The sequence below is a fragment of the Rhodobacteraceae bacterium M382 genome (genome assembly GCA_025141015.1).
In the GTDB taxonomy this organism is placed as follows: Bacteria; Pseudomonadota; Alphaproteobacteria; order Rhodobacterales; family Rhodobacteraceae; genus Aliisedimentitalea; species Aliisedimentitalea scapharcae.
In genome coordinates this window covers 168,033-184,595 of the sequence record CP081098.1, presented here as the reverse complement: position 1 = coordinate 184,595, position 16,563 = coordinate 168,033, and the positions used below count along the sequence as shown (strand labels likewise).

General features: G+C 55.7%; 16 protein-coding genes and 1 tRNA gene. 11 read left to right on the top strand and 6 right to left on the bottom strand.

Features of this window, described 5'->3' with window-relative positions; genetic code table 11:
- Positions 1-3: 3 nt before the first annotated feature.
- Positions 4-600, bottom strand: a complete 597-nt coding sequence (locus tag K3727_00860; GenBank protein ID UWQ91402.1) for an HD family hydrolase — start codon at positions 598-600, stop codon at positions 4-6.
- A 207-nt stretch (positions 601-807) separates the two neighbouring features.
- Here K3727_00860 and K3727_00855 point away from each other — a divergent pair, with 207 nt between their 5' ends.
- From K3727_00855 to K3727_00840, 4 genes are all read left to right on the top strand, one after another.
- Positions 808-1,122 (top strand): hypothetical protein, encoded by a 315-nt coding sequence (locus K3727_00855; GenBank protein ID UWQ91401.1) that lies wholly within the window; start codon positions 808-810, stop codon positions 1,120-1,122.
- Positions 1,123-1,243: 121 nt separating this feature from the next.
- Positions 1,244-2,632: an adenosylhomocysteinase gene (gene ahcY, locus K3727_00850; protein ID UWQ91400.1), complete on the top strand. Its 1,389-nt coding sequence runs from the start codon at positions 1,244-1,246 to the stop codon at positions 2,630-2,632.
- Between the two features lie 578 nt (positions 2,633-3,210).
- The gene (locus K3727_00845) at positions 3,211-3,558 is read left to right on the top strand and encodes a hypothetical protein (protein UWQ93220.1); all 348 of its coding nucleotides are present in this window, start codon (positions 3,211-3,213) and stop codon (positions 3,556-3,558) included.
- Positions 3,559-3,695: 137 nt separating this feature from the next.
- Positions 3,696-4,037: a DUF2853 family protein gene (locus K3727_00840; protein ID UWQ91399.1), complete on the top strand. Its 342-nt coding sequence runs from the start codon at positions 3,696-3,698 to the stop codon at positions 4,035-4,037.
- A 452-nt stretch (positions 4,038-4,489) separates the two neighbouring features.
- Here K3727_00840 and K3727_00835 read toward each other — a convergent pair whose 3' ends face one another.
- From K3727_00835 to tsaD, 5 genes are read right to left on the bottom strand one after another with little or no spacing between them, the layout of a single operon-like run.
- The gene (locus K3727_00835) at positions 4,490-4,885 is read right to left on the bottom strand and encodes a DUF1761 domain-containing protein (protein UWQ91398.1); all 396 of its coding nucleotides are present in this window, start codon (positions 4,883-4,885) and stop codon (positions 4,490-4,492) included.
- Between the two features lie 47 nt (positions 4,886-4,932).
- Positions 4,933-5,355 carry an EVE domain-containing protein gene (locus K3727_00830; protein ID UWQ91397.1) on the bottom strand — a complete coding sequence of 141 codons (423 nt, stop codon included), beginning with the start codon at positions 5,353-5,355 and terminating at the stop codon, positions 4,933-4,935.
- Positions 5,355-5,624, bottom strand: a complete 270-nt coding sequence (locus K3727_00825; GenBank protein ID UWQ91396.1) for a YciI family protein — start codon at positions 5,622-5,624, stop codon at positions 5,355-5,357. The genes K3727_00830 and K3727_00825 overlap by 1 nt, the downstream gene beginning before the upstream one ends.
- 1 nt (position 5,625) lies before the next feature.
- Entirely contained in the window at positions 5,626-6,588 is a 963-nt protein-coding gene (locus K3727_00820; protein UWQ91395.1) for an NAD(P)-dependent glycerol-3-phosphate dehydrogenase, read from the bottom strand.
- On the bottom strand, positions 6,585-7,682 hold the full coding sequence (tsaD, locus tag K3727_00815) for a tRNA (adenosine(37)-N6)-threonylcarbamoyltransferase complex transferase subunit TsaD (GenBank protein UWQ91394.1): 1,098 nt from the start codon (positions 7,680-7,682) through the stop codon (positions 6,585-6,587). The genes K3727_00820 and tsaD overlap by 4 nt, the downstream gene beginning before the upstream one ends.
- A 75-nt stretch (positions 7,683-7,757) precedes the next feature.
- On the opposite strand from tsaD, the gene K3727_00810 reads away from it, so the two are divergent.
- From K3727_00810 to K3727_00780, 7 genes are all read left to right on the top strand, one after another.
- Positions 7,758-8,480 carry a uroporphyrinogen-III synthase gene (locus tag K3727_00810; protein ID UWQ91393.1) on the top strand — a complete coding sequence of 241 codons (723 nt, stop codon included), beginning with the start codon at positions 7,758-7,760 and terminating at the stop codon, positions 8,478-8,480.
- A 53-nt stretch (positions 8,481-8,533) separates the two neighbouring features.
- On the top strand, positions 8,534-9,943 hold the full coding sequence (locus tag K3727_00805) for a hypothetical protein (GenBank protein UWQ91392.1): 1,410 nt from the start codon (positions 8,534-8,536) through the stop codon (positions 9,941-9,943).
- 10 nt (positions 9,944-9,953) lie between these two features.
- Positions 9,954-11,453, top strand: coding sequence for a tetratricopeptide repeat protein (locus tag K3727_00800; protein UWQ91391.1), 1,500 nt, complete (start codon positions 9,954-9,956; stop codon positions 11,451-11,453).
- A 318-nt stretch (positions 11,454-11,771) separates the two neighbouring features.
- A complete protein-coding gene (locus K3727_00795; GenBank protein ID UWQ91390.1) occupies positions 11,772-12,341 on the top strand; it encodes a hypothetical protein in 570 nt (189 codons plus the stop codon).
- Between the two features lie 307 nt (positions 12,342-12,648).
- Positions 12,649-12,724 (top strand) — tRNA-Thr (locus tag K3727_00790).
- 798 nt (positions 12,725-13,522) lie between these two features.
- Positions 13,523-14,938, top strand: a complete 1,416-nt coding sequence (locus K3727_00785) for an amino acid decarboxylase (protein UWQ93219.1) — start codon at positions 13,523-13,525, stop codon at positions 14,936-14,938.
- 341 nt (positions 14,939-15,279) lie between these two features.
- Positions 15,280-16,539 carry an NAD(P)/FAD-dependent oxidoreductase gene (locus K3727_00780; protein ID UWQ91389.1) on the top strand — a complete coding sequence of 420 codons (1,260 nt, stop codon included), beginning with the start codon at positions 15,280-15,282 and terminating at the stop codon, positions 16,537-16,539.
- The last annotated feature ends 24 nt before the right edge of the window (positions 16,540-16,563 follow it).

Below are 16,563 nucleotides of genomic sequence, written 5' to 3'. Positions count from 1 at the left end.
CAATCAATCCAACGCTTCAAGAAGCTGTTGATGACGTGCAGTATAGGCGTTGCGTGCCTCGACCGGAGGACGCAACGTGATGTTCAGATCGTTGATAAGGTCAGTATCTGGGCGACCAAAAAATTTGTTGGCTTCGGTTTTGGTGAAACCGGCAATTTGCACGGCTTCCATCCAGGCGCTGATGCGGTCGGCCTTTTTGATCTGCTTCTTGATGCTAACCGGCAACGCAGCGGGTAGGCCGAACCGGATGTGAATGGCTGCGGTCAATCGTGTATCCAGCTCTTCGTAGGCTGGGCCTACGGACGCTTTCACCGGGGAGATCATGTCTCCGATCACATATTCCGGAGCATCGTGCAGCAGGGCCGCCAGTCGCCACTTTGCCGGGGCTTTGGGGTTTAGCCGACAAAATAGAGTCTCAACCAACAAAGAATGTTCAGCCACGGAATAGGCGAAATCGCCCTGAGTCTGACCATTCCAACGCGCAACAAACGCCAACCCATGGGCGATATCTTCGATCTCGATATCGACTGGTGTAGGGTCAAGAAGGTCCAATCTGCGACCGGACAACATCCGTTGCCAAGCTCTGGGTTTTGTTGCCATTTTGGTACACCTTTTGCTTGTTGCCTTGGTTTTGCCACAATTTCGGCGCAGTCTGAAAACCGTATCCGATCACATGCTGCCAACTTTTCTTGAGGACCCGTGGTTTGAAATCCGGGCCACCGATCATGATATCAAGAACGAGGGGGGCGTGTCTTCCTCCCAGGCGTGCCCTCCTCAGATAGCAACCACTATGTGAAGGAGAACGTCATGTTCAAGCGTTTGTTGGCACTATCCCTTACCTTTGGAATGGCCGCATTGGCCCCCCCTGCATTTGCCGCGAATTGCGCGCTGCGCGACACCGTTGTCGAGCGGTTGCAATCCAAATTTGCCGAGCAACTGACCGTCGGGGGTTTGCAAACCGGCGGCAATACGCATTCTGTTCTAGAAATCTGGTCCTCGGACGAAACCGGTACGTTCACGGTCCTGATGACCAATGCAAACGGGATCAGCTGTGTGATGGCGGCCGGTACCGATTTTTTCAAAGCCACACCCATCGAAATCACCAACGATACCGCCAGTTGATAAATGGCTGACGCAGGGTCTTGCCGGTCATACCGGGTCTGCGGGTCTACTTTGTTGCCTCTTTTGCCTAGGAGTGCTAGGGGGCAGCGAAACTGACCCTTTAACCGGAACGGAGCTGACCATGGCCGGGGATTATATCGTCAAGGACATTTCGCTGGCCGAGTTCGGCCGCAAGGAATTGGATATTGCAGAGACCGAAATGCCGGGGCTGATGTCCCTACGTTCGGAATACGGTGAAAGCAAGCCACTGCAAGGCGCGCGGATCGTCGGGTCGCTGCACATGACCATCCAGACTGCGGTTCTGATTGAAACGTTGGTTGCTCTGGGTGCGGATGTGCGCTGGGCATCGTGCAACATCTTCTCGACACAAGACCACGCCGCGGCTGCGATCGCAGCGGCAGACATTCCGGTTTTCGCCATCAAAGGTCAAACTCTGGAAGAGCATTGGGACTATCTGGACAAGTCCTTTATGTTCGCTGACGGCCCGAACATGATCCTGGATGATGGCGGCGACGCGACGCTGTACATTCTGCTGGGTGCGCGCGCCGAAGCCGGCGAAGAGATCATCGCGGTTCCGACCTCGGAAGAAGAAGAAGTGATCAAGGTGCAGATCGCAAAACGCATGGCGGCCTCGCCGGGCTGGTTCACCAAGATGCGCGACCAGATCCAAGGCGTTTCCGAAGAGACCACCACCGGCGTGAATCGCTTGTATCAACTGGTCAAGGACGGTCACCTGCCGTTCCCGGCGATCAACGTCAACGACTCGGTCACCAAATCGAAGTTCGACAACAAATACGGCTGCAAAGAATCGCTGGTCGACGGCATCCGCCGCGCCACCGACACCATGATGGCCGGTAAGGTCGCAGTTGTCTGTGGTTACGGCGATGTTGGCAAAGGTTCGGCCGCTTCTCTGCGTGGTGCGGGTGCCCGCGTGAAAGTCACCGAAGTTGACCCGATCTGTGCCCTGCAGGCTGCCATGGACGGGTTTGAAGTCACCCTTCTGGAAGATGAAGTCGCAACCGCCGATATCTTTATCACCACCACGGGCAACAAGGACGTGATCCGCATCGAGCATATGCGCGAGATGAAGGACATGGCCATCGTTGGCAACATCGGCCACTTTGATAACGAAATTCAGGTTGCCGCTCTGAAGAACCACAAGTGGACCAACATCAAGGAACAGGTGGACATGATCGAGATGCCTTCGGGCAACCGTCTGATCCTGCTGTCCGAAGGTCGCCTGCTGAACCTGGGTAACGCCACCGGCCACCCGTCGTTCGTTATGTCGGCATCGTTCACAAACCAGGTGCTGGCGCAGATCGAACTGTTCACCAAAGGTGACGAATACAACAACGACGTTTATATCCTGCCCAAGCACTTGGACGAAAAAGTCGCCCGACTGCATCTGGATCGGATTGGCGTGAAGCTGTCGAAACTTGATGCCGATCAGGCCTCATATATCGGCGTGAGCCCGGATGGCCCGTTCAAGCCGGAACACTATCGTTACTGATAGCTTTCGGAAAATACGTAAAGTCGCAAGCCGTCATGGGTTCCATGGCGGCTTGTTTATTTTTGCTTTCCACTTTTAGATAGAGTCGATTTCAAAATACTTGTTTCAGTCTGGGAGTAGTTCCTGTGAGAGTTCGGATTCTGTTGTCTTTGGCGCTGGCTTGGTGTGCAGCGATAACGCCGTATGTGGTAAAAGCGCAAGAGAATGCGGATTTGGCCAAGGAGCTGTCAAACCCGGTGGCGTCTTTGATCAGTGTGCCATTCCAATTCAATTATGACAGCGGATATGGGCCATCAGGATCTGGCAAGCGGACCTTTATGAACCTGCAACCGGTGGTCCCGATCTCGTTGGGTGATAACTGGAATTTGATCAGCCGCACCATCATCCCCGTGATTGATCAACAGGATTTTGTGCCTGGGACGTCGCAGAATGGGATCGGAGACGTTGTTCAAAGTATATTCCTTTCCCCAAAGCAACCCACAAAAGGCGGCCTAATCTGGGGGGTCGGACCGGCTTTCCTTCTGCCGACGGGAGGTAATACGCTGGGTGCCGATCAGTTTGCTGCTGGTATTACGGGCGTGGTGCTGAAGCAATCCGGGCCGTGGACCTATGGCGGTCTGGCCAATCATTTGTGGGACGTTGGCAAAGGCTCTGGATCGACTGACATTAGCACGACATTTGTGCAGCCGTTTCTCAGTTATACCACACCGGACGCCTGGACATTTACGCTGAACAGCGAAACGACTTACGATTGGATACGCAAAGATACAGCGTTGCCAGTAAATTTTGTGGTGACCAAGCTGGTTAATATCGGTGACCAACCTGTCAGCATAGGGGCCGGTGTCCGTTACTGGGCGGATAGTACAACAAACGGTCCTGACGGTTGGGGAGCTCGCCTTGTCCTGACATTTCTTTTTCCGAAATAGACAGATTAAGCGGTCGGATGGATGTGAATGTGCAACTACGGGGAAAAGAGCCTGATTTTTCCTGTTTGTAACCGCCCCATTTCGAACTAACGTTTTGTTCAGGTCAATCCGGCCTGAACAGCCCCGGGAGAAATGTGATGGGAAAACGCGACGACCTGATCGCTCAATACGCAGATGATCTGAAAAACAAATGCGGGATGGATCCCGATATGGATCTGCTGACCAAGGTCACGATCGGGTGCGGCCCATCCATTTATGATGCGGATGCTTCAACCGTTGCGGCAACACAAGACAGTGAGTTGGAAACCGTAAAAAACAACTTTCTGATCAAGAAGCTGGGATTGGCAGACAGCCCCGAGTTGATGGAAGGCATCAATTCGGTTCTGGACACGTATGGTCGCTCGAACCGGAACAAATACCGCGCAGTGGTCTATTACATGCTGACCAAGCATTTCGGCAAGGAAGCAGCGTATAGCTAACTGACCAGCTCTGTGAACCAATTGAACGCCCGCTCGAGCGGGCGTTTCGCATTTTAGCTGTATTGTCAGGGCTTTGAGTTTGCTGAAAAGATGGAAAGCACCTAGGGTCACTATATGGCCAGGATGGCCGGGACCTGAGTTTTCGATACGCGTGTGGTGAGTAGGATACACGCGGGGTGAAGGGGAAGGAGCCGGTGTTTACAGGCCTCTTCCCCGGTTTTTCCAGATGCTACGGTGTGCGGACAGATGATGTCCGTGCACCGTTTTGATGTTCCACCGGTGGTAAAACAGAAGGGTGCCTGACAGTTTTCCTGCTTGGAAACCTCTGTGCATGCTCCAGAAACGGTTCGATATTTCCATGGGCAGATCCATGAGCAGAGAAATCACTAACACCGGGCAACTGGGTGCTTCCAAGCTTCCTGCCCGAAAGGGTTCCGTCTGCTCCGGTGGGTTCATAACAGAGACAAAACCAGGCCAATTGCCCCGCAGGCCAGTGTGGCATAGCCGCCGTCAATCAAACTGAGCCGAGCAGGGCGGCCTGCGTAAAGGTTGTTGATCGCAATCCACGGGCTGATGAAGAACAGGCCAACACCCAGCCCGGCAACCAGCCCCTTGGCAAGCTCGTCAATTCCCGCCAATGCAAATACATGGCGCATCATGCCTGCTACAATCAGTTGCAATGCAAATGTGGCGGCAAAGAGAGACGGGCTTTGACCGCCTTCGGGTTTGCCGTCTTCCCCGCGAGGAATGTTTGCGGCTTGCATCCATTGGTCGGCCAATACGCCGTACCAGACCGCGCCCAAAGCAAACCCAGCCGCTGCTGCGGCGATGACACTGACAAATTCCATAGCTGCTCCCTTCTGAGTTACAATCCAGTTGGGCCAAGTGTGGTCGATCAATCAGGGTCTGTCTGCCCCATTCCGCAAACGGTCAGCCATTCGTCCCGTGTTACAGGTTGTACAGAAAGGCGGGAATTCTTGACCAGTACCATTGCTTCCAACCGTGGATCCATCTTGATCTGGTCCAGCGTCACCGGAGTGACAAAGGAGCGGACCGACTTGATATCCACGCAGTCCCACCGGTCGTCATCGGTGGTGCTGTCTGGGTGAGCGCCAGCGCAAACCTCGACAATGCCAACCACCGATTTTTCCTTTTGCGAATGGTAAAAGAACCCGCGGTCGCCAATCTTCATCTCACGCATAAAGTTACGCGCCTGATAATTCCGGACGCCATCCCACTCTTCTCCCGCGTCCCCCTTGGCGACCTGGTCATCCCAGCTCCAGGTCGAGGGTTCGGATTTGAACAGCCAATAGGCCATCAGATCACCTTCTTCCAGGCGATGAGTTCTACTTTCTCGAACAGGCCTGCCTTGGCATAGGGGTCATGATCTGCCCAGTTTTGCGCCGCCGCCATGTCTTCGACATCCAGAATGATCAGCGAACCGGTCATATTGCCGTCGTCGTCCAATAGCGGGCCAGCTTGAGACACAACGCCAGTGTCTTTGATATAGTCAAGATGGGCCGCGCGGGTATCGACGCGGGTTTGCAGGGCACCGATTTTATCGCGGGCAATAAGGGCAATCAGCATGTCATTCCTCTTTCAGTGGTCTGGCCAACAGTTGAGCGGTGGCCTGTGCTATGGTCAAGCTGTGATCGAGTAAGCCCACCACCGTATGCGTGATTGGCATATCGAGAAGCATGGCGCGGGCCTTGGCGTCTACGGCGCGGGCAGTGGCGGCCCCTTCGACTGTGACGGAGGGATCAAATGCCCGTCCGTGCCCGATGGACAGACCCAGTTGATAATTGCGCGACAGCTCGGATGAGCACGTCAGCGTTAAATCACCAAAGCCTGATAGGCCAGCCAATGTTTCAGGCCGGGCACCACAGGCCAACGCCATGCGCTGCATTTCCGCGTATCCACGGGTCATCAATGCAGCACGGGCGCTGTCGCCCATACCGGCACCAATTACAGCACCACAGGCGATGGCCATTACGTTCTTCAAAGCACCGCCCAATTCGGCCCCAACCGTGTCCTGGGTGCGATAAAGCCGTATATTTGCCGTTGTTAGAGCCTGTTGCAGGTCCCGTCCCAATGCTTCGTCACAGCAAGCCAGGGTGAGCGCGGTTGGCAACCCACGGGCAATATCAGCGGCAAAGCTGGGACCGGTCAGCAGGGCCGGCTGTGCATCAGGAAGGCATTCCCGGATCACGGCAATTGGACCCAATCCAGTGTTCAACTCTATCCCCTTGCAGCAGGCGACCAGTGTCTTGCCTTTGAACATGGCGTGGTTTTCGGACAGTAACGCGCGCAGTTTTTGCATTGGAACTGCCAACAACAGCGTCTGACTTTGCGTCGCATCCGCAAGATCGCTTGTGACCTTGAGGCCCTCGGGCAGAGGCACACCGGGCAGGCGGCTTTCATTTTGGCGCGAGTCTTGCATCGCGCGGATTTGGTCCGAATTTCGCCCCCACAACGTCACAGGGCCATTCCCCGCTAGCGAAATCGCTAACGCAGTACCAAACGCGCCGGATCCCAGAACGGAAACGATCATGCCTTGGCCCCCTTGCGACCGCCGCCCAACATTGATGGGCTGGTATTGTCCAATGGCCAACGGGGCCGAGGGGTCAGGTCCATGCCATCCCGCGCGCCTGCTTTGAACCGCTCCAGCCCGGCATAGGCAATCATTGCGGCGTTGTCGGTGCATAGAGCCAGTGGAGGCGCGACAAAGGTCGCGCCGAATTCTGCGCAAACAGTCTCTAACCCAGTCCGAATTGCAGTGTTTGCCGCTACACCTCCGGCAACGGCCACGGTTGGAAAGGGCGGGTTTGCGGCCATGTAAAGACGCAAGGCGCGGCGGGTTTTTTCGGTTAATGTGTCGACAATCGCCGCCTGGAAACCCGCGCACAGATCTGCGCGATCCTGCCGGGTCAACCCTCCCTTTTCGGCGACGATCTGGTCGCGCATCCGCAGCAGGGCAGTTTTCAACCCTGAGAACGAGAGATCACAATCGGGACGATCCAGCAGGGGGCGAGGAAAGCGATAACGTTTGGGGTCACCGGCGTCGGCTTCTGCCTGAACCGAGGGTCCGCCGGGTTGGGGCAATCCCAGCAAACGTGCAGTTTTATCAAAAGCTTCGCCCGGGGCATCGTCAATTGTGCCGCCCAGTCGGGTGAAATCTTCGGGTCCGCGGGCGATCAGGTATTGGCAATGTCCTCCAGAGACAAGCAGCATCAGATAAGGAAAATTCACCCCATCTGTCAGGCGCGGGGTCAGCGCGTGCCCGGCCAGATGGTTTACCCCGACCAGTGGCAGGCCGGTAGCGGCGGACATCCCTTTGGCACACATGACGCCCGACATGACACCGCCGATCAGGCCCGGACCAGCCGTCACAGCAATGGCATCCAGGTCCTTCAGCGTCACATTGGCGGCCTGCAAGGCATCCCTGACACAGACGTCCAACTTTTCCGCGTGGGCCCGCGCAGCAATTTCGGGAACCACCCCGCCAAAGGCGCGATGCAGGTCGGTCTGACCGAATACGACAGACGACAGAATTTGTGCCCGTTGGTCGCTGGTTTGGCGCACCACGGCGGCAGCAGTGTCGTCACAGCTGCTTTCCAGCCCCAGGATCGTGTGAGTATCTGTCATAGGTCCTGACCGTTGCATCCCTTTTGTCTCGCAGGTACCACCCTAACAGAGCGCAAACAATCCCGGGGGCTCTGAATGGCTGGCTTGTTGATGACCCGTCCTGTTGCGGCGTCCCGAAAATTTGTTGCAGGTCTGCCGGATTGGGTACTGGCTTTGGCACCTGCTGTGATCTCTCCACTGCTGGACATTCGCGAGAGTCATGTGGGTGTGGACCTAGCTGGGATCAACGGCGTGATCTTCACTTCGTCCAATGGCGTCCGCTGGGCACGACGGTTGTCGCCGGATGTTCCGGCCTATTGCGTTGGTGCGGCCACGACTTGGGCCGCGAAGAACGCGGGATGGCAGGCGGAAATGCGCGGAGAGAACGCCGAAACCCTGATCCGATCCTTGACCGACGTTCCTGTGACAGCGCCCTTGCTGCACATCCGCGGCTGTCACGGGCGGGGAGATGTGGCCCAATCATTGTGTGGCGCAGGTGTACCATGTTCGGAGGTTGTGGTTTACGAACAGCAACTGCTACCTCTGACTGAAGAGGCCCGTAACCTGTTGATGGCGCGTAATGATATCATTGTGCCGCTTTTCTCACCCCGCAGTGCGCGACAATTTGCCGACACTTGTCCCACGGGTGCAAATCCGCACCTAATTGCGATGAGTTCAGCCGTGGCTGATCAATTAAAAGAATTGAAATTCAAAAGCTTGACCGAATGTGAAACCCCAGATGCAGATGCGATGAAGACCCAGATCATTAATCTGTGCAAATCCCTGCACCGGGTTGAGGGAGATGGGCCCGCGCAGTAGTGTCACCGTCGCGGGTTCGCACATTTGATTTGAGAATCGAGGGAGAGGCCGGAGTGGCTGACAAGAAGAAATCCGATCTGAAACATGAAGCGGATGCCAATTCCGGGCAACCCGAAGAGGCTGTGACCCAAGAGCATACTCACGGTGCTGAAGGTCAAGTTCTGCCAGAATCCGAGGAAAACCAGTTCGATGTGGTCGAAGAAGTTGAGTCCTCGGTGAACCTCCAGGACACTGCTTCCGAGACCGAGACCGAGACCGAGACCGAGACCGAGACCGAGACCGAGACCGAGACCGAGACCGAGACCGAGACCGAGACCGAGACCGAGACCGAGACGGGCGAAGTTGAAGCGACCGGAGATCCTTTGGAGGATCCGGTCAAAAACCCGGCAGAAGAGTCGGAAGACCCCTCTTACCAAGCCGTGACAGATCCAGAACCGCCTGCTGCGGTGGAACGGGTTATAGAAAAGAAGGGTGGCTTTGGGGCTGCCTTGCTGGGTGGCGTAATTGCGGCTGGGTTGGGGTTTGTAGCTGGACGCGGTGAAATTCTGGACCCGTATTTACCGGATGCGTTGAAATCCAACAACAATAGCGAAGCAATCACAGCTGTGGGTCTGGCGCAATCTGAATTGTCCGATGCGCTTGCCGCAGTTCAGGCCAGGATAGATGGGTTGAATCTGCCTGATCTTGGGCCGGTGACCGAAGATCTGACTATGTTATCCGAACAGGTTGCACCGCTTGCCGATGGGCTGTCCGATGCACTGGTACGCCTGGAGGCAATAGAGGGTCAGATTGCGCCGCTGACCACTCGTTTGGGTGACTTGGAAAAGCGACCGATCACCGAAGGTGTTTCGGATCTGGCCATTGATGCATATGAGGCCGAGTTGGCCAGATTGCAGGATTCGCTGGCAACACAGCGTGAAGAAGTCGAAAACATGGTGGCCGAGGCCAAGGCGCTGGATGCCGCCAGCGCGGCTGCGGCTCTTGCGGCCAGCGCACAGTCGGCGGTTGCACGGCTCAAGGTCGGTTTGGATGCCGGCGACGCAATAGACGCAGGTCTGGAAGAGTTACGCGGCCTGGGGGTGGCCATCCCCGACGCCTTGACCGAAGCGGCAGGCGGGGTTCCAACACTCCAAGCGTTAATCGCAGATTACGCCCCGGCAGCCCGCGCTGCATTGGCTGAAGCCAGAGCAGAAGCAAAAGGCTCTGGCGGGGTTCTGGCCTATGTTCAGAGACAGTTGGGGGCCCGATCCGTTACGCCCAGAGAGGGAGATGATCCCGATGCCATTTTGTCGCGTGTCGAAGCTGCTGTGACATCCGGACAACTGGAACAGGCTTTGGCTGAATTGGCCGCGCTGCCCGACAGCGCGCGTGCCGCGCTTGCCGATTGGGAAGCTGCAGCAACTGCCCGCCTGACTGCCATTCGCGCCGCCGATGCTTTGGCGCAAAGCCTGAATTCCAATTGAAGGACCCGCTATGCTCTGGTCATTGTTGAAAATCCTCGTTTTTGTCGCGATCATTGGGCTTTTGGCTCTGGGCGCGGGCATCCTGATGGAAACCGCCGGCGGGGTTCAGATCACCTTTGCTGGAACTGAATACACGTTGGGCGCATTGCAGTCGGTGATTGCCTTTGGTGCGCTGGTGGTGCTGGTCTGGGCCTTCCTAAAGCTGTTGTCACTGCTGGTGGCTACTTTGCGGTTCCTGAACGGTGACGAAACCGCCTTGTCTCGGTTTTTTGACAAGGGGCGTGAACGCAAGGGGTATCAGGCATTGGCGGATGCCTTGATGGCGCTGGCTTCTGGTGAAGGACGCCAGGCCATGGCTAAGGCAGCGCGTGCCGAACGCTATTTAGAAAAACCAGAGTTGACCGATCTATTGACCGCACAGGCCGCCGAGATGACCGGCGACACACGCAAGGCGGCCGAGACGTACAAGCGGCTGGTGACAAACCACCAGACCCGTTTCGTTGGTGTGCGTGGGATCATGAAACAAAAGCTGTCCGAGGGTGATACAGACACCGCGCGACTTTTGGCGGAAAAAGCGCTGGCGTTGCGGCCCAAGCATGAAGAGGTTCAAGATACTCTTTTGAAATTGCAGGCGCAGGCACAGGATTGGGCGGGCGCGCGTCAAACTTTGTCGACCAAGCTGAAGACCGGAACCTTGCCGCGCGATGTTTACAAACGCCGCGACGCGGTTCTGGCGCTGTCGTCGGCAAAAGATTTGCTGGCTGATGGTGCTACGACTGAACATCAGGAGCGTGCGATTGAAGCCAACCGGCTGTCGCCGGATCTGGTTCCTGCAGCTGCGATGGCTGCCCGGGCGGATATTGCCAAGGGCAAGAAACGCGCGGCAATCAAAGTGCTTCGCAAGGCTTGGGAGACCCAGCCGCATCCCGATCTGGCTCATGCTTTTGCCGAAATCGAACCGGATGAGACCGCCGAACAGCGGGTGAAACGGTTTACAGCTCTGACCAAGATCCATCCAGACCACACTGAAACCCGACTGTTGGCTGCCGAGCTGAATATTGTGGCCGAAGATTTCCCCGAAGCCCGCCGGTCTTTGGGCGATCTGATCGACAAGGCACCGGATGCCCGTGCATTTACGCTAATGGCAGCCATCGAACGCGGCGAAGGGGCGTCCGATGCTGTGGTACAGGGTTGGTTGGCTCGGGCGTTGCAGGCACCACGCGGCCCACAGTGGGTCTGTGACAATTGTCATCATACACATGCGGAATGGGCTCCTGTCTGTGACACCTGTGCCAGCTTTGATACGCTCAGCTGGAAGGCTCCAGAAGCTGCCGAAGTCACCAGCGCAACGGGTGCGCATATGCTGCCCCTGATTGTTCGATCGCTGGAGGACAAAAGCGAAGCTCCTGCGGATACCGAAGTCGTGATAGATATCAACGAAACCCCTGACGATTCCGCAATCGACGTAACCACCGAGGACATGACCGACGCCAAAGCCAAGCAGGCGTAGGGTGACTATGGACCCGCGAACTTGACCAGTATTGCACTGACCTGATCAAAGGCCCTCGCGCAAGCGGGGGCCTTTTTTGGAGCGAATGTCGACGTCTGCGGTTGACGCCTGAGTAAATTCTCTGGTGTCTCTGGAATGCCCGTTGGCAGGGGTCGCGCCATGTCCAATGCCAAGCGGCTTTGATCAGAATGCCGCGCAGCCGCGTTTGTCGACCCGACCAAACGGGCAAAGCCGCGATGATCAGAATTCTGGTTACGGGAGCAATACGATGCGGTACCAATATCATCGGGACGGGAAGAACCCCTAAGGAGACTGGTTGTGAAATCCACTATTTTAAATGGCTTGTTGTTGCTGGCACCTCTGGCCGTTATGATCATCATCTTGGAAAAAGTTTTTACGTTCGCTCGGCTTGCAGCCAAGCCAATGGAACGGTTTTTTCCATTGGATAGGGCGGTTGGCGTATTTGTTGCTGATGTGATCGCGATCCTGTTCATTCTGTTTGCATGTTATCTGATCGGTTTGGGCGCAAGAAAAGCTGTCTTTGGTGGCGGCTTGAAGCGTCTGGACAATATCTTCTTTGATGTCATCCCAGGGTATGCAGTGGTCAAAGGCGTCGTAACCAGCGCAACCAGGGCAGAAGACAAAAGTGCGGCACTGATCCCGGTTTTGGTTCGGTTCGATGATTTTGACCAAATCGCATTTGAAGTTGAACGGTTTGAAGATCGGGCGATCCTGTTCTTGCCTGGATCACCATCGGCCTGGTCTGGGAGTTCGGTGATTGTTTCACTGGATCGTATTCAGCAACTCGACATGACCTTTGCTCAGGCAACCGGTCTATTGCGGAAAATGGGACAAGGGTCGCTGAACCTTGTTCCCAACGTCAAATGATCAGCTCCTGACGCGGTTCCCGGGGTGTGCACAGGGCGGTTGTGGCATTGCAGCCAGCTCTGCATCGCCTGCGCGCCGAAAGAACAGTCAAGCAGACCTGCGGCGACAAACAGGCTCAACGTTCAATGCTACCAAGCTCATATTATAAACTGTTCTGGAAAATTGGCTGTGGGCGGCTTGGAAATTGGGAAAAATCCAGCATTCGGGCGGGTTGTGGTCGGACATTGCAAAACAGGAATTGCGTCTATTGCGTGGATTTTTCCAGACTTGCGCGAACTATTGTGACCGTTTAAACGGTCTGGCGCATGCCTCAATAGCTCAGCTGGTAGAGCAGGTCCTTCGTAAGGACAAGGTCGGGGGTTCGAGTCCCTCTTGAGGCACCATAGTTTTGGGGTAATCACCTGATATTGTCGAAGAGGTTATTGGGAATTTCTTGATTCTCCCTCTGAATATCCCCCTTAGTTGGGTCGGTGTAAGACGTTTGGGCTCCAAATATCCGCGCTTTTGAACTCCTTGTCTGTTTTCTGTTTCTTGCGTTCAATGGTTTTTCCGCCAACCATGTCGTCGTCAGCAACGGCGTCTTTGCCATTCGGGTAGACGCCAGTTAGGAAAATTCTGGTCGGGCATTTCTGGGGATTCCCCGGGGATACATGGCCGATTGCATCAATAACGTGTTGACCAAGAGCGGAGCGGCGGCTCGGTACAGCAGTTTGGTTTTGACACGGCTTTTTTCTTGGCCACGACGGCAAGACCATTTCAGAATCTACAAATTCTGACAACGATTTCCCCCATTTAGGACTGCCGCAGCTGGAGGATCAATTCGTGACCTTGTATTTCCGAGCGACCCAATCGTTCAAGGCTTTTACTGCTCCGTTGCATCCAGTCAGTGACGGACGTCAGCGTATTTTTGTCGTGCAATATCCCGGTATACAGACCGTATTGGTAGTCACATCCGAACGCGGCACGGTGCGAGAGGCATGGTTTGGACCGATGACAGGTGACATCTGACGTGTATAGTTCAAACGTGTTCCCACGCTTGATTTCTCAATGCAAAGGCGACTGACCCAAATTTACAAATTTTCCTTTTCCCTCAGAGCAAAGCGAGTTTCCCCATGACTGATTGTCCCGAAGAGAGTCTTGACCCAGCGGATTGGACCGAGACCCAGGAAACCGCAAGGCGGATGGTAGAGGATGCATTTGCGCATATTGGAACCCTGCGTGATCGGCCTGTCTGGCAACAGATGCCACAATCGGTTCGGGATCACTTCGAGACAAATGTACCACTGGACCCAATGCCGGTCGGGGCGGTGTATGAAGAATTTCAATCTCATGTTCTGCCATATGCTATGGGGAATACTCATCCACGGTTCTGGGGGTGGTACATGGGGTCCGGGAATATGACAGGGGCCATGGCTGATTTCTTGGCCGCCATAGATGGATCAAACCTGGGAGGTGGGAACACGGCGGCTGCACAGGTTGACCGACAGGTGGTCAACTGGCTCAAACAGATGGTCGAGTTTCCGGCTTCGGCCAGTGGCACGCTGACCAGCGGCGGGTCTGTTGCCAACATGGTTTGTCTGACCGTGGCCCGCAATAAGATGGCTGGGGTCGATGTGCGCGAGGAGGGGATTACGGCGCTGCCCAAACCATTGCGGTTTTACACGTCAGATCAGGTTCATAGCGCGAGTCAGAAGGCTCTTGAAACCCTGGGTTTGGGTCGGCGGGCGCTGCATATTGTTCCGTCTGATGCTAACCTGAAGTTGGATATCGCGGCTTTGAAAAAAGCTATCGAAGATGATCGGGCGGCCGGATACCTGCCCACTTGCGTGATTGCGACCGCGGGTACAACAAATACCGGTGCAATTGACGACATGCCGACAATTGCTGATCTGTGCGAACGGGAAAACATGTGGTTTCACGTCGACGGCTGTATCGGGGCATTGATCAAGATTGCGCCAGAGAACAGATCCCTGGTCGATGGAATAGAACGGGCGGATTCGATGGCCCTGGACCCTCACAAATGGTTGCATACGCCTTTTGAGGCTGGATGTGCGTTGGTTCGGGATGCCGCGCTCCACTTCCACACGTTTGAGCTGCATGGCGAATACCTGGAGGAAAAACCACGTGGCGTCGCAGCTGCCGAGTTTTTGGGTGACTACGGATTTGAATTGTCGCGTGGTTTCAAGGCGCTCAAGATCTGGATGTCGATCAAGGAGCAGGGCGTTGCCAAATTTGGTCGTCTGATTGACCAGAATATTGCCCAAGGTTCATATCTGACCCAGCTGATTCAGGAGAATGCGCTGTTGGAGCTGGTGGCACCGACATCAATCAATATCGTTTGTTTTCGTTACTGCGGCTCCAGCTTGGCTGAAACTGAGCTGAAAGAGCTGAACACGGAAATCATGCTGCGTCTCCAAGAGACCGGGGTGGCTGTGCCATCCGATACCACCGTTGGTGATCGCCATTGCCTGAGGGTCGCCATCAACAATCATCGTACCAAGAAACAGGATCTGGACCTGCTGGTGCGGGAAGTCACCAGGCTGGGGCAGGACCTGGAACGTGCCAGGCACAACAGCCTCGCGTCCCACCGATCATAAACCGCGCGTGCAACACCCCCATTTTAAGCAGAACTCCGGACGGCATCCAGGATTTGTAGGCTTTTCCGTTTTAGATGGGGGATTATCAGGCCAGAACGCCACGAGACTCCTGCTGCCTGTGTTGGATCTGGCCGTCGGCCCGAAGCCAGAAAACTCGCCGGACAATACACGGTTGGCCCATGATACCAGGCTCCATCAGACCCTTCTCCCTCGTGTCCCACCCACTTAGGCGCAACGCAACCAGTGCTTAAACAAATCATGTTTTTCGCTCGCTGACGGCTTCCTTAAGGTGATCTCAAACGCGCCATGATCATCCAGATATCATTCAAGAGGACCCGCAAATGTCAGTTGAACACATAGATACGCTTGTTGTTGGAGGTGGCCAGGCCGGCATCGCCATGAGCGAACATCTGAGCAACAATGGTGTGCCTCACCTCGTATTGGAAAAGAACCGTGTCGCCGAAGCCTGGCGGACGGGCCGCTGGGACAATCTGGTGGCCAATGGTCCGGCTTGGCATGACCGTTTCCCAAACCTGGAATTCGCTGATGTCGATCCGGATGCCTTTCCGACCAAAGAACGCGTCGCTGATTATCTGAACGACTACGCCGAGATGATCAAAGCACCGATCCGAACCGGTGTTGAAGTCAAAAGCGCCGAACGTCTGGACGGTCAGGGCCGGTTCCGCGTCGAAACCTCTGATGGTGTGATTGAAGCCAGGAACGTCGTGGCGGCAACTGGTGCCTTCCAACATCCGGTTATCCCGCCGGTTGTTCCAGCTGATGCTGGCGTTGAACAAATCCATTCGTTTTACTATCGCAACCCCGATCAGCTGCCCGAAGGTGCAGTGATGGTTGTGGGTGCCGGGTCTTCGGGTGCTCAGATTGCTGATGAACTGAACCGCGCTGGGCGCGAGGTTTACCTGTCGGTCGGCCCGCATGATCGCCCGCCGCGGGCCTATCGGGGTCGTGACTTTGTCTGGTGGCTGGGAGTTCTGGGTCTGTGGGACGTTGCTGCGCTGAAACCCGGAACCGAACATGTGACGATCTCGGTCAGCGGTGCCTATGGTGGGCAGACCATGGATTTCCGTCGCCTCGGTAACGAAGGCGTCACCCTTGTCGGGCTGACACAATCTTACACCGACGGTATGCTGACCTTTGCTGGTGATCTGCAGGATAATGTCAACGGTGGCGACATCAACTATAAGGAAATGCTGGACGCCGCAGATGCCTATGTCGCACGTACCGGCATCGACCTGCCCGAAGAGCCCGAGGCCCGTATTGCCTTTGCCGACCCCGATTGCCTGACCAATCCGATCAGTGAGCTGAACCTTGCAGAGGCAGGCGTGACGTCGATCATCTGGGCCACCGGATTCCGTCAGGACTTCAGCTGGATGAAGGTTGATGCTTTTGACGACACTGGCAAACCGCAGCACCAGCGCGGGGTATCATCCGAACCGGGCATCTATTTTCTGGGGCTGCCCTGGCAGTCGCGTCGCGGATCGACCTTTATCTGGGGGGTCTGGCATGACGCCAAACATGTGGCCGATCAGATTGCCACCCAGCGCAAGTATCTGGAGTATCGCGGCCCAACCGAAAGCTGACTGCTGTAATGGTCGCAATCGTGA